The 13,565-nt window shown below is 59.3% G+C and carries 13 protein-coding genes and 1 pseudogene; 2 read left to right on the forward strand and 12 right to left on the reverse strand.

Annotated features, from left to right (window positions below; translation table 11 throughout):
- Positions 1–10 precede the first annotated feature (10 nt).
- Positions 11–871, forward strand: coding sequence for an HlyD family secretion protein (locus C4J87_RS04770; protein WP_124365892.1), 861 nt, complete (start codon positions 11–13; stop codon positions 869–871).
- Between the two features lie 223 nt (positions 872–1,094).
- On the opposite strand, the gene C4J87_RS04775 is transcribed toward C4J87_RS04770, so the two are convergent.
- From C4J87_RS04775 to C4J87_RS04795, 5 genes are all read right to left on the reverse strand, one after another.
- Entirely contained in the window at positions 1,095–1,496 is a 402-nt protein-coding gene (locus C4J87_RS04775) for a DUF4440 domain-containing protein (protein WP_124365893.1), read from the reverse strand.
- Between the two features lie 13 nt (positions 1,497–1,509).
- Positions 1,510–2,139 carry a TIGR02646 family protein gene (locus C4J87_RS04780; RefSeq protein ID WP_124365894.1) on the reverse strand — a complete coding sequence of 210 codons (630 nt, stop codon included), beginning with the start codon at positions 2,137–2,139 and terminating at the stop codon, positions 1,510–1,512.
- On the reverse strand, positions 2,132–3,463 hold the full coding sequence (locus tag C4J87_RS04785) for an AAA family ATPase (RefSeq protein ID WP_124365895.1): 1,332 nt from the start codon (positions 3,461–3,463) through the stop codon (positions 2,132–2,134). Before C4J87_RS04785 ends, C4J87_RS04780 begins: the two co-directional genes overlap by 8 nt.
- A gap of 91 nt (positions 3,464–3,554) precedes the next feature.
- Positions 3,555–4,367, reverse strand: coding sequence for an SDR family oxidoreductase (locus C4J87_RS04790; RefSeq protein ID WP_124365896.1), 813 nt, complete (start codon positions 4,365–4,367; stop codon positions 3,555–3,557).
- 14 nt (positions 4,368–4,381) lie between these two features.
- Positions 4,382–4,846, reverse strand: coding sequence for a multidrug transporter (locus tag C4J87_RS04795; RefSeq protein WP_124365897.1), 465 nt, complete (start codon positions 4,844–4,846; stop codon positions 4,382–4,384).
- 208 nt (positions 4,847–5,054) lie between these two features.
- On the opposite strand from C4J87_RS04795, the gene C4J87_RS04800 reads away from it, so the two are divergent.
- A complete protein-coding gene (locus C4J87_RS04800; RefSeq protein WP_124365898.1) occupies positions 5,055–5,510 on the forward strand; it encodes a hypothetical protein in 456 nt (151 codons plus the stop codon).
- A gap of 217 nt (positions 5,511–5,727) precedes the next feature.
- Here the strand turns inward: C4J87_RS04800 and C4J87_RS04805 are convergent, their stop codons facing one another.
- The 7 genes and pseudogenes from C4J87_RS04805 to C4J87_RS04835 all read right to left on the reverse strand — a co-directional run bounded on the left by C4J87_RS04805 (position 5,728) and on the right by C4J87_RS04835 (position 13,557).
- On the reverse strand, positions 5,728–7,179 hold the full coding sequence (locus C4J87_RS04805) for a mannose-1-phosphate guanylyltransferase/mannose-6-phosphate isomerase (protein WP_124365899.1): 1,452 nt from the start codon (positions 7,177–7,179) through the stop codon (positions 5,728–5,730).
- Positions 7,180–7,270: 91 nt separating this feature from the next.
- Positions 7,271–7,357, reverse strand: a pseudogene (locus tag C4J87_RS26290) (outer membrane lipoprotein carrier protein LolA); the annotation flags it as partial.
- Between the two features lie 40 nt (positions 7,358–7,397).
- A complete protein-coding gene (locus C4J87_RS04810) occupies positions 7,398–8,054 on the reverse strand; it encodes an alginate O-acetyltransferase AlgF (protein ID WP_043049782.1) in 657 nt (218 codons plus the stop codon).
- 16 nt (positions 8,055–8,070) lie between these two features.
- The gene (locus C4J87_RS04815; protein WP_124365900.1) at positions 8,071–9,258 is read right to left on the reverse strand and encodes an alginate O-acetyltransferase; all 1,188 of its coding nucleotides are present in this window, start codon (positions 9,256–9,258) and stop codon (positions 8,071–8,073) included.
- Between the two features lie 11 nt (positions 9,259–9,269).
- A complete protein-coding gene (locus tag C4J87_RS04820; protein WP_124361386.1) occupies positions 9,270–10,802 on the reverse strand; it encodes an MBOAT family protein in 1,533 nt (510 codons plus the stop codon).
- A 188-nt stretch (positions 10,803–10,990) separates the two neighbouring features.
- On the reverse strand, positions 10,991–12,100 hold the full coding sequence (locus tag C4J87_RS04830) for a mannuronate-specific alginate lyase (RefSeq protein ID WP_124361387.1): 1,110 nt from the start codon (positions 12,098–12,100) through the stop codon (positions 10,991–10,993).
- Positions 12,101–12,108: 8 nt separating this feature from the next.
- Positions 12,109–13,557, reverse strand: coding sequence for an alginate O-acetyltransferase (locus tag C4J87_RS04835; RefSeq protein WP_124365902.1), 1,449 nt, complete (start codon positions 13,555–13,557; stop codon positions 12,109–12,111).
- Positions 13,558–13,565: the final 8 nt, after the last annotated feature.

The following is a 13,565-nucleotide window of genomic DNA, read 5'->3' on the forward strand; positions in this document are numbered from 1 at the left end:
GAATGCCCCGATGAAAAAGTTTTTCAGCCTGCTCGCGACCTTGCTGGTGCTGGCGTTGGCGATCTGGATTGGCCGCACGTTGTGGGTGCACTACATGGAAACGCCGTGGACCCGCGACGGCCGTGTACGCGCCGATATCATCAACGTCGCTGCCGACGTCACTGGCGAAGTGGTGGACGTGCCGGTGCGTGATAACCAGTTGGTGAAGAAGGGCGACCTGTTGATGCAGATCGACCCCGAGCACTACCGCATCGCGGTCAAGCAGGCGCAGTCGCTGGTTGCCTCGCGTAAGGCCACCTGGGAAATGCGCAAGGTCAACGCACACCGTCGCGCCGACCTCGATGCGCTGGTGATCTCCAAGGAAAACCGCGACGACGCCAGCAATATTGCCGACTCGGCACTGGCTGATTACCAGCACGCGCTGGCGCAACTGGAAGCGGCCGAACTGAATTTGAAACGCACACAGGTTTTGGCGGCAGTGGACGGCTACGTCACCAACCTCAATGTGCATCGCGGTGACTATGCGCGCATCGGTGAGGCCAAGATGGCCGTGGTGGATATGAACTCGTTCTGGGTTTACGGTTTTTTCGAAGAGACCAAGCTGCCCCACGTCAAAATCGGCGACAAGGCCGACATGCAACTGATGAGTGGCGAGACCCTCAAAGGCCACGTGGAAAGCATCTCGCGCGGCATCTACGACCGCGACAACCCCGAGAGCCGCGAGCTGATTGCCGATGTGAACCCTACGTTCAACTGGGTGAGGCTCGCCCAGCGCGTGCCGGTACGGATTCACATTGATGAAGTGCCGGAAGGCGTGCTGCTGGCGGCGGGGATTACCTGCACCGTGATCGTCAATCAGACGCAAAACTAAAATGTGGGAGGGGGCTTGCCCTAATGCCAGTCAGTTAAGGCTTTTTGTAGGAACGAGGCGGGCGGCTAGCCCTTGCTCGCGAAAAACTCACAGGCACCGCGTTTATTCGGGAAGCACGCGTTATCGTTGACGTTTTTCGCGAGCAAGCTCGCTCCTACAGACGGTGGTGTACGCTTAACTGACTGGCATTAGGGCTTGTCCCCTCCCACATTCTTCAATCGAGTCAGGCCTTGATAAAAGTTTCATGCAAATGGCGCCACAACAGCGCACCACTGGCCTGCTTCTCGAACACCACCGTCGCCCGTCGATCCGTCTGCGTACCGCTGTCATCAACCTGATGCTCGCGATAAGTCACCGTGGCACCGCGTGCATGCCGGTCGATGCCGGTCATTTCGCTCAAGGTGATTTTCAGCCCTGGCCGCATGCCGCCAAGGCGAGTGAACAGGGCATTCACCCCGGCTGTGTTGACCCGCGTACCCGTGGCGGGCGCGACCATGCTGAATTCGGGCGAGAAGCGCGCGAGCAGGCTCTGCAGGGTGCCTTCGGGCGCGACGCCGGCAAACCATTGCTCGATTTCGACGTGGGTCTGGATCACTTCTTCGAAAAAGTCGCTGTAGTCGATCATGGTGTACTCACTTTCAGGCGCTTAAATGGCGAATTCCATTCACCAGAACGGGGGCGAAGGGTTTCAGGCGGTTGTTGGCGTCGGGTTGTTGCAGCTCCTCCCTTAGTATCATCAACAAGTCGAAATCGGCGACTTCAAGGTCATCGCCGTCCATACCGCTGTCATAGAGCAGTGCATCCAGGATGGACTTTCTGGCGCCGAACAGGGCGCGATTGTTTTCACGACTGTTTCCAAGGTTCAGTACTTGAATAGAGGTTACTGCTCTGGGAGTCAGGCCTTCCACACGACCGGACAGATAAAATTTCAGCTCGGTTTCGCACTCATTCATCAAGGAGGTAAGCGGCAAAACCTGATGGGCGTGCGCTTTGCCGCACTGCTTACTACGGTTGCAACTGGCAACGATATTAGAGAAGTCCAACGAACGGTGTGGCGCTGTTTGCCTGGCCTCAACATGTTCGTTGTGGGCGCTGCCTGATGTGATTCCGTGGCAGCAATACGCACATAGGCCATGTTGTTCTTCGATACAGGCTTCTCGGATACAGGTTCTTTCTTGGGGGCTTAAATCTGTATAGCCGCCATTCGGGTGCGTGCGCTTCCATTGTGTCAGGGCGGCTGGCTCATCTCCTTTGGTGATCTTACGCACTGCGCAACTCCAATTTGCGAATCAGAAGGGCGGCTTTGGTCAGTTCGATATGACCGGCGGGCAAGTCGGTGGACAGTTCTTCGAAGAGGGTTTTTGCCTCTTTTAATTTTTTGTCTTGCAGCAGCTCTAGCAGGCGATCAAGCCGGGCTTGAACCTTGCTGTTGCGAACGTCGGTGTCCATGACACTGAGCAGTACCTGATTGGCATCGAGGCCGTAGAGGCCATTGCGCTCTTCCAATTCGCCGTCATCGAGGACATAGCATAGGACGTCTTTGCTATCGCTGATTACCAGTGGCGAGTGGGTAGTCAGGATGAACTGGCAGTTGGGGAAGGTTTCTGTGAATTGGTGGATCAGGCGGCGTTGCCACTTAGGGTGTAAATGGAGATCTACTTCGTCGATGAGCACGACGCCGTAGCCCTGTAGTGGGTTTTCCAGGGAAGGATTCATCATGGCAAGACGACGGGCTATGTCGCCAACCAAGGCCATCATGGACTTTTCGCCTTGTGACAATTGGGAGACATCCAACGTGTGGCCGGATTTATCGATAGCCATATGCAAATGTGGTCGACGTTGGACACGCAGGTTAGTGAACCCAGGCATGAACGCTCCTACAGCGGAACGGACGGCTGTTAACTGTCGATCACGAGATGAGGCGTGTGCTTTTTCCAGGTATTTCCATAACTGACTGTCCGGCGTGCCAATGATTTTTTGCACTTCTGCTAATGCACTAGCTGAAATACCGGTTTCGTTTTCACTGTCCTCTCGCTCCCGGAACCATTCGAAGAAGCGGCGAAAGTCTACACCTCGGTTTAAGGAGTTATCGTAGCCGTCCAACTGGCTAAAGCTGTGCCGGGTTTTAATCTTCAGGGGAACTTCAAGTACTGAACGTTCGACTGGATAGTAGGCAATGAGGGGAACAGACGTGTTTTCGTCACGCGTTAAATTGTCCCTATAAACACTAGCCAGAGCTGATGCGTCGCCGAGTTCGCTGGTGACCTTTGCCTTCCGACCCCGCCTGGACTTTGCCAAAGACCAATGGAAGTCAACATACAGTTCTTCGGCCTCGATAGAGATTGACGCAACGTTTGAACCGTTGCGTAAGGCGCTTTCTTCAATAGGGCTGCCGCTGCCGCTGTCGGATCGAGTTCTTGCAACCAACCAGCTTAGAGAGGTGGCCAGCGATCTTAGAATCGTCGTCTTCCCCGCCCCATTATTCCCCACAAACACCGTCACCTTCGACGCATGCTTTTCGGTCGGCGCAAAGGCGACTTCCAAGTCGGTAAAACGACCGACGTTATTCAGTCGAATTTTTCTGATTTCCATCGCATTACCCTTGTGGGGCCAGTCAGTGTCTATAGGCAGGCGGCGATTATGGCACTCATCCCAGGTTTTGGCAGGTGCGCTTCATAGATGCTTACAACACGCCACCCAACCCAAAGCGCTTCTTCAACATCGTCTCCAGCAACCCTTTGGGCAACAGCGTCGCCATCAAAGGCAACGCTCGACTGCCATTGCCCGAGCGCAACAGGCGCGGTGGCTGGGTTTGTTGTACGGCCTTGAGCACATCCGCCGCAAACTTGCTGGCCGAAGTCGGCTTGTCCTGCGAGGCCTTGGCGCGCGCACGAATGCCTTCACGCAACGGCCACCACGGCGACTGTTCATTGATCAACAGCTCGGCCTGGGCCCCGGCATTCTTTGCAAAGTGTGTATCGATCGCACCGGGTTGAACCTCCATGACGCGCACGCCAAACGGCGCCAGCTCCATGCGCAGGGCGTCGCTCAATGCATGTACGGCGGCTTTCGACGCGCAGTAGGCCCCGGCGAAGGGTGTGACCAGTACGCCGGAGACGCTGCCGATATTGATGACCAGGCCTCTGCCGCGCCGCAGGGCGGGAAACAGCGCCTGCGTCACGCCGACGATGGAAAACACGTTGGTCTCGAACTGGCGTTGCATCGCCTCGGTGCCGCCATCGAGCAGAGGGCCCATGGCGCCGTAGCCGGCGTTGTTAACCAGCACATCGAGCTCGCTCAGTTGTTCGGCCAGGCGCTGCAAGGCGCCAGGGTCGTTGACGTCCAGCTGCACAGCGTTGAAGCCGGCGGCGGCGAGGGCGGCGACATCGTCTGTGCGACGGGCGCTGGCCCACACCTCGAAGCCGGCGGACTTGAACGCATCAGCCAGGGCGCGGCCTATGCCGCTGGAGCAACCGGTGATCAGTACGTTGGGCATGCATCAATCCTTTGTCAGTCCGAGAAGCTGCCTTGCAAGTGCTCGGCGCGAAATTCCAGGGTTTGTGGGCGGTAGCCGGGGCGTAACGGCGGGACGGGCAGGCAGTCGTCCCAGGTGGCGCCGGCCTGCAGCTCGCCGGGGCCGCGATAGCGCGGGGCCGCGTACACGTTGTCGGCCAGGTTCACGGTGTCGCCGGGTGCGTAGGCGGCGATACGCCAGCGCAGTTCGGTCAGCGGTACATCGTTGCCGTTGTTCAGCGTCAGCTTCAATGGGCGGTCGGCAGGGCATTCCTGCGCAGCGTAGCTGACGCGCAGTTCCAGGCGGGCCAGTTGCGCGGCTTCGCGGTTGTCGAGCCACGCCACCCAGACTGCCACCAAACCCAGGCCGACGGCAGCGGCCAGCGACACCGGCAGGGCCTTGGCTGGATAGCGCAGCAGCAGGACCAGCCAGGTGATGATCAGCAACACACCAAAGAACATACACGCAACCTCGCACAGGGATAAAACATCCTACTCGTGGGGCGGGCCGATTGCCTATGGTGCAGCGCTGCTTTCCCTCGTGCGCAGGTATCTGTTCCCTCTGATGCAGGAACTGCATCGCTCTCTTTTGCCACGAAGTTTTTACAAGGAATGTCCTTGAAAGCCAGGAAGGTGCCCAACCGTAGATTCATGAATTCAGGTGCTTTATATGACCGTCTCAAATATCGCCACACCCGTGTTGACCTCCCTCAGCGCACCTATGGCGCCGGTACCGCCCGCTGTGTCGGCAGCAATCAGTCAAGCGCCCAATCCAGAGGTCGGCTCAACATCATTGCCGCGTATGCAGAACCTGGGGCTGACAAGCTTGCGGCAGACTGTCATGCAAGGTCTCAGCGACCAACTCAGTTCATACGTTTCCCCTAGGCTTTCGATGAACTCGGATCAAGCCAAAGGGGCTGCTTTGACGATAGCTGGGGGGGTGGCAAAAACGGTTGGACAGAGCATGACGAAATCAGGTGGTGCAAGCTCCAAAGCGGTGGGTACGGCTTTGATATGGGGAGGCAAAACGGCTGAAAAAATTGGCAAGGGCACTTATAAAGAGGCTGGCAAGGATCACGAGACGGGTAATTACAATGCCTTTGCCCCGCGGAACTGGGCCAAGTAGCCATGTCGGCCTGCTATTGAGCTGCGGGCCCGCTGCCCAGCCGCCTGTGCAGAAATGATCGGCCGGCTGGGTCGGCATCTTGATGCACTGCACGGCCAACAGTTTGGGTTTGCAAGCTGCGACGCCGTGCAACATTCATTGCATTAAAAAGCCCCCGCCTGACCGGCTGCGGATAGGGGACGCAGCCGGCTGGGCGGGGGCTTTCTGTACGACTCCTTTATTGCGCGATAGTTTTCACGGAAACACCACGTTCAATTGGCGTCGAGCGGCCGTAGATATCTTCGAACCGCTCGATATCGTCTTCGCCCAGGTAGCTGCCCGATTGCACTTCGATGATCTCCAACGGGATCTTGCCCGGGTTGCGCAGGCGGTGCACCGAGGCAATCGGGATGTAAGTGGACTGGTTCTCGCACAGCAGGAACACGTTGTCGTCACAGGTGACTTCAGCGGTGCCGCTGACCACGATCCAGTGTTCGGCGCGGTGGTGGTGCATCTGCAGTGACAGGCAGGCGCCCGGCTTGACCGAGATGTGCTTGACCTGGAACCGCCCGCCCATGTCCACCGAATCGTAGGAGCCCCACGGACGATACACTTCGCAGTGGTTCTGGGTTTCGCTGCGCCCCTGCTCATTGAGGGTGGCGACCATCTGCTTGACGCCCTGGACCTTGTCCTTGTGGGCAATCATCATCGCGTCCTTGGTTTCCACCACCACGATATTGTCCAGGCCGATCACCGAGACCAGCTTGCCGTTGCCATGCACCATGCAGTTGCGGCTGTCCTGGATGACCACGTCACCCTTGCTCACGTTGCCGTTGGCGTCTTTTTCGTTGACCGCCCACAGCGAGGCCCAGCAACCCACATCGCTCCAACCGGCGCTCAGTGGCACCACACAGGCGCGCTGGGTTTTTTCCATCACGGCGTAGTCGATGGAGTTGTCCGGGCAGCAGGCGAAGGTGGCTTCATCGAACGTCACGGTGTCGGCGGTCTGCTCGCTGCGCTCCAGGGTCAGCACGCAGGTGTCGTAGATGTCCGGGTCGTGCTTTTTCAGCTCTTCCAGGAAACGGCTGGCGCGGAACAGGAACATGCCGCTGTTCCAGAAGTAGCCACCGCTTTTGACGAACTCGACCGCGCGTTTTTCATCGGGTTTTTCCACGAACTGCTGTACGCGGCTCACGCCTTCGGGCAGCAGCGAATCGTTGGTGGACTTGATGTAGCCGTAGCCGGTTTCCGGGCGCGTGGCCGGTACGCCGAACAGCACCATTTCGCCGCGCTCGGCCGCCACGGTGGCCAGGGCCAGGGCGCGTTGCAGGGCTTTCTGGTCGTCGATGACGTGGTCGGCGGGCAGCACCAGCATCAACTCGTCACGGCCTTCATTGACCAGCATCATCGCGGTCAGGGCCACGGCCGGCGCGGTGTTGCGGCCGAACGGTTCCATCAGGATGCGTTGGCATTCGAGTTTGCGCGCGCTCAACTGCTCGTTGACGATGAAGCGGTGATCCTTGTTGCAGACCACGATCGGTGAGTCCATGCCTTCGAACACCAGGCGCTCCAGAGTTTGCTGGAACAGCGTGTGCTCGCCGGTCAGGGCCAGGAATTGTTTTGGGAACTGTTTACGGGAAAGCGGCCAAAGACGTGAGCCGCTACCACCGGAAAGGATTACTGGGATCATGTGTTTCTCCTTGAATCAATTTGGGTCAGAGCTACGAAGGTTTGTCGTTTCACTCTTGTTTTTGTCTCGATCCGAACCGGCGCCTCGATCCTGTAGGAGCGAGTTTGCTCGCGAAAAACCTGAGAGCACCGCGATAAACCAGAGGCGCTGCGTCATCGTTGACGTTCTTCGCGGGCAAGCCCGCTCCTACAGTAGATTGCGTTCAGTCCGGGAAATAGTTAGCGGGTCGACACCGGGCGTTTCACCCAGACTGGCGACAGGCTCGAACCCGAACCGGTGACGTACAGCACCGCTGCTTCACCGCGCTCCAGGGCAACCGGCTTCACATCGCCGACCTTCTTGTCGCCGTCATACAACGCCAGGCTCACCTTCACCGGGTTGATTTCACGTTCGCCACGGCCCTTGGCGGCCACCGACTTGACCACATCGGTCTTGCCATCGGCGGTTTTCAGGGTCAGTGCCTTGTCGCTGAGGTTCTGCACGCGAACCAGGGATTTCTGCTTGTTCTTGAACGGCGGCTCTTCGATCAGTTGCGGCTGGCCGCTGCTGTTGTTGACCAAGGTGTAGTAGTGATCGGCCGCAAGCTTGACCGGCACGGTCTGGCTGCCGACCTTGGCGCTGTAGTCACCACCGGGCATGAAGCTGAAGTCGCTGCTGGCCAGCGGTGCGACGTCGCTGAGGTTGGTGCTGCCGACGGTGGCGCTGACTTCCTGGTTGCTGGCGTTGTAGATGCGCACGAAGCTCGAACCTTTTGGCGCGGTAGGGCCGTAGAGCGCGGCGTCACCACCGGCGAAGGCGGACATCGATACGAAGCTCAGGCCGGCAGCGATGGCCAGGGTCTTGGCGAGACGACGCGGAGTTGTAGTGAAAGTCATGTGAGTTACCTCTCTTTCAGTTTTGCGCCCGGTCGGGCGTCTCGGATTTCTGATTTTTAAAAGCGGGGATGTTCTGTGCCATGTTTTGTTGGCGCGAACCGGCTTGTTTAAGCTGCGCAACCCACTGCGGGTCGGCATCACCGATTTCGTTGTTGACGGGCAGATAGCGTTCAGGGAACTCCCAGATCAGCACCTGCGGCGGGCTGTTCTTGAAGTCATCACTTTTCAGGTAGCTGAGCATCGGCAGGATCGGGCCGTGGCCGTCTTCGGCGTAGCTGACCACGTCGCTGCCCAGGGCTTGCTTGAGGGCGCCGACGAAGTTCCAGTTGGGGTTGGCGCTGTAGCTGGTGCCGACCAGTGCCACCGGGGTTTGGCTGTCGCTGAACAGCGCGTCGTCGCCCTGGGTTTCGGCCAGGTGCGTCACGCGTTTTTCCAGCGGCTCTTTAGGCGGCATCAGGTTTTCGAACAGCGGGTCCAGCGGCAGGAACAGACGCAGGTCGCCTTTATGCGGCTCGGTCTTTTCCGCTTCGGTAACGAAGCGCTGGGGCTCACCGCTGAGCGGAGTCTTGTCGGTAATTGCCTTGGCCAGTTGCTTGGCGGCGATTTCGGCACCGTCCGGGGTCCAGTGGGTGTCGGTGCGCAGGAACACTTGCTTGCCGCCCAGCTTGGCCTGTTGCAGCGGGCCGAGCAGGTCCGGGGCGATGATCTTGTCCGCCGCGACACGGGCGTGGAAGTCCTGGTACAGGTTGGCGTGAATGCTCGCCGGTTTCACTTCACCCAGATGCTCCGGATACAGGCGCACCTTGGCCGGCACGATCGCCATCACCAGTTGGATGCCCTGGGCCTTGAGCTTCTGGCGCACGCCTTCGACCAGCGCGTAATTGTCTTGCAGGTTCTGGTCTTCGTTGACGGCGGGGTTGAACTCCTCGTCGCTGTACAACCAGTGATCGCGGCCCAGCACCACGCCAGGGCGGCCTTCATTGAACAGCTTGTAGTCCAGCGCCGCCCAGAGGTTGGTGCCCAGGCGCTTGATCGGGAACTCGTCGTCGTAATGGGTCTCGACGGCTTTGGTCCAGCGACCGTTGAGCACGGTGGCATCGGCATTGGTGCTAAAGCCGAAGAAACTGCGCAGCGACCAGGCGCCCAGGGCCAACAGCACCACCAGGAACAGGCCGATATAGAGGACGCGTAATGAACGGGTCATGGTCGGCTCCCTCAGAATTGGAAGTAAAGGAACGGCGAGAAACTCTGCGCCGACAGTTTCAGGATCGACGCCACGAACAGCAGCAGCACGGCGGCGCGCATGGCGTAGCGTGGCCAGTCAGCGGTCCAGTAGGCCGGTTGCACGGCGGCGTCACGGCCCACCGTGAAGCCCGGCTCGTGGATGCTGCCGGGGTTGTCGCCCGGTACGGCCTTGATCAGGCTCGGATCGCTCGGCTTGGTTTTGTCGGCAGGGCGATTGCGGTAGAAATCGCGCAGGCCGAAGAACGCCAGCGTTGCGTAGGCCACCACCAGGGTCGCCACTTGCAGGCCGGTGAGGCTGGCGCGGTTGAGTTCCGACAGCGACCATTCGCCAAAGCTGAACATCGCACCGTACATACGCCCGGCGACGTGCAGGTTTTCCGCGCGGAAGATTACCCAGCCCATCACCACCAGCAGGAAGGTGAAGGCCCAGCGCAGCACATTGAAGCTGCGCGGCGCGGTGTTGAGGCCGATGGCTTTTTCAATCGCCAGCCACATGCCGTGCCAGGCACCCCACACGATGTAGGTGATGTTGGCGCCGTGCCACAGGCCACCGAGCAGCATGGTCAGGAACAGGTTGCGATAGGTGGTCAGCGTACCTTTGCGGTTGCCGCCCAGGGTGATGTACAGGTAATCGCGCAACCAGGTGGACAGGCTGATGTGCCAGCGCCGCCAGAACTCGGTGATCGACTGGCTGATGTACGGCTGCTTGAAGTTTTCCATGAAGCGGAAACCCATCATCAAGCCCAGGCCGATGGCCATGTCGCTGTAGCCGGAGAAGTCAAAATACAACTGCGCGGTGTAGGCCAGCGCACCGAGCCAGGCATCGCCCGTGGTCGGGTTTTGCAGGGCGAAGCAGTGGTCCGCGACTACCGCCAGGGTGTCGGCGATAAACACCTTCTTGATGAAACCCTGCATGAACCGCGTGCAGCCCTCGGAGAACTTGTCGAGGGTGTGGGTGCGGTTGTTGAACTGGTCGGCCAGGTCGCGAAAACGCAACACGGGGCCGGCGATCAGGTGCGGGAAGATCGCCACGAACGCCGCAAAGTCGATCAGGTTGCGCGTCGCCGGCGTATCGCCACGGTACACGTCGATGATGTAGCTGATGGACTCGAAAATGTAGAACGAGATACCAATCGGCAACAGCACGTGGGTGAGGATGAACGGCTCCAGGCCCATCGACTTCATCATCACGTTGATGCTGTCGACGCCGAAGTTGGCGTACTTGAAGTAGCCGAGGATGCACAGGTCGACCGCCACGCCGAGCAACAGCCAGCGTTGGGCCGGCTTGGTGCGCACACCGGCGGCACCGACTTTGAGGCCGATCCAGTAATTCCACAGGGTCACTGCGGCGAACAAAGCCAGGAAGTCCACTCGCCACCAGGCGTAGAACACATAGCTGGCAATCAGCAGCAGCAGGTTGCGATAGCGTTGCCCGCTCAAATAGTACAAGCCGAGAAAGATCGGCAAGAACAGAAACAGGAACACATTGGACGAGAAAACCATCCCGATCTCTCCATGTTTAACCAACAGTCAAGGGCCAGAGCCCCCCAAACCCCCCCACGATTTCGGGGGAGGCTTTGATCGTTCCCACGCACTGCGTGGGAATGCCTCTTGTGACGCTCTGCGTCACGCTTTGGGACGCAGAGCGTCCCGTGCTGCATTCCCACGCAGTGCGTGGGAACGATCAGCGACTAGCTGCCTTTGTTGCCTTTTTCGTGCGTCGGGTCGTAGACCTTGGTCAGGTCACCCCCCAGGCGGAACGTCTTGAATGGCTGCATGCCATGCTTGCGTTCGAGCACATCCGGGGCGCAGGTGTAGAGGGTGCAGAACGGCTCAAGCCAGGCGAATTTCATCGCCTGCTTCAAATCCTTCATGTCCTGCTCCTTGCCGTTCTTCTGTTCGAAGATGTCCGGGTCTTTCACCCCGGCCAGTACCTTGTCGCCCAGGCGCTTGAGCGCACTGTTGTTTTCCTGGCGCAGGTCCACACCGTTGACCAGGGCAAAGCTTGCGATCATCGACAGCGGCGGCAGGGCGTAGTTGTGATACGACAAAGCCCGTTGCTGACGCTTCAATTCGTTGGGCAGGAAGCCTTGGTCGTCGACCTGGTTCACCCCGACCTTGTATTCCTTGACAGCCCAATCGAACAGGTCGCGACGGTTAGTGGCGATGGACGTTGCCATCACCGACCAGGCGGCCCAGTACGAGTGGTTGTTGGTTTTTTCCAGCGGCAGGTTGTCCCAGTCGCTTACCACTTGATCGGCCAGCTTGTTGAACCAGGCCTCGATCAGTTGCGATTCCTGCTGATGGTTGGCCAGCGGGTGCGAGTCGGAAAACTTCAAGCGCACATAGGCCGAGGCCATGCTGCCCAGCGCCCACTTGCGCATGGACTTGCCGGTGTGGTTGAAGTCCTTGGACATCAAGGCGTCGGCCTTGGCCCACGACACCAGCCAGTTCAGCGTGCATTCAAGTTGCTGCGGACGACCGTCGCGCATGAACTGCATCACGCGCTTGCTGGTGTCTTTTTCCAGCTTGGTGATGTCGGCGGTGCTGTCGCGAAAGGCCTGTTCCGATTGCACGTTCAGGGTCGAACGCGCCTTGTCGGAGCCTTCGTACTTGCTGCGAAATTGCAGAGGCCCGGTGTAGGGTGTCGGCATGGCGTCGCAGTTTTCCTTGAAGTCGCCGGTCTTGAACGCTTCGATCGGTGCGAAATAGCCCTGGGGCGGCCGCAGGGGTGCGGCGGCGTTGACGGAGCCGGCAAACATCGCCAGGCCTAGCAGGGTGGGCAGCAATAACTTTTGCATAAGTAACCTCACTTCCCGAGTTGGGCGGTCTGCTGACCACCGCTTGGGAATACGTTGCGTGTGCAAATTTTCGCTTCGACCTTCTGCGCCGCAGCACCCTTTTCCGGGCCCTGCACTTCCACGGCCAGCAAGTTCTGCGAGGCCCAGTCTTCATCGGTGCGCAATTCAAAGGCGAAACGCCCGTCTGTATCGGATGTCTCGGGTTTTTCGATCTTGATGTCCTCGTGGCGCCCGTTCATGTACCAGAGGGTGGCTTGCAAGGTTTTCACCGACGGATCGGCGAAGCGGATATCGACCTGATGGTTGGCGTTGCGCAGGTCTTTGTTCGCGCTGTTGACCATCAGTTCGTTTTTGCCTGGTTTGAGCGTGGTGCTGGCCGACATCTGCGCGGTCTTGCCCTCACAGCCGTTGTCGAGCAGCGCCATCATCTGGCGGTAGATGGTTTCCTGATCGAGACGGTACAGCGGCGAGAATTCCCAGATCAGGATCTTTGGCGGGTTTTTCTGGAACTCTTCGCTGCCCAGGTACTGGATCATCGAGCCTTCCAGGCCACCGCCGGGGAAGGCGACGTTGAGGATGTCGGCACCGATTTCCTCCTGCAGGAAGCCGGCGAAGTTGTAGTTCTTGCCGCTGTGGCTGGTGCCCACCAGGGTGATCTGGGGGTTGCCCGAATCGCTGAACAGGTCGCCGTCACCGGCTTCGCCCTTGGGCTCGGTGGTGAATTGGTCCATGTACTGGATCGCATAGCTGGTGCCGCACAGCTGCCCGGCCATGTTGTGCAGGGTGCCGGTCTTGCCCATGCGGCCCGAGCGCTTGGTCTCGAATTCGCGCTTGGGAATTTCCGCGTATTGCGGCATCTGCTTGACCTTGGCCGCCACGATTTTCGCGGTGCGCTGGGCGCCGTAAGGGGTCCAGTGCTGGTCGCCACGGAAGTAAAAGTCGTGGGCCGGCAGTTCATCCGGCAACTGCTCGTTGGTCAGCGGCGAGAGGTCCGGCACCACGTAGCCCATCTTGGCGAAACGGCCGAGCATGGTCTTGTAGTTGGTCAGGGCCTTGTCGAAATCGTACTTGGCCTTTTCCTCGGGGTTGAGCTTGTTGCGGTTCACCAGGCCACGGGTCGGCTGGTAGACCACCACCAGTTCCACGCCCTTGGCTTTGAACGCATCGTGCAACTGCTGCATGCGCTTGTAGCCGGCCGGGGTGGTGTCGAATTCGGTACGCAGGTCTTCCTGGGTCCGGAACAGCCAGTCGCCCTGGGCTTGCACCAGGGTGGTGAAGTTCTGCTGGTAGCGCGTGGTGTAGTTCTTCGCGTCATGGGCCGCCGGGCACAGGCTGCAGCACGGCTCGGCGGTGAACGTCGGTGCTTTCACCTCGTCGGCGCGCACGCCCTGGCTGGCCGCAAGCAGGCCGAGGGTCAGACCCGAGAGGCTCAGCAATTTGATCATGTGTGGGTGCATAAGGGTCA

Source organism: Pseudomonas sp. R1-43-08, assembly GCF_003852255.1.
GTDB lineage: Bacteria > Pseudomonadota > Gammaproteobacteria > Pseudomonadales > Pseudomonadaceae > Aquipseudomonas.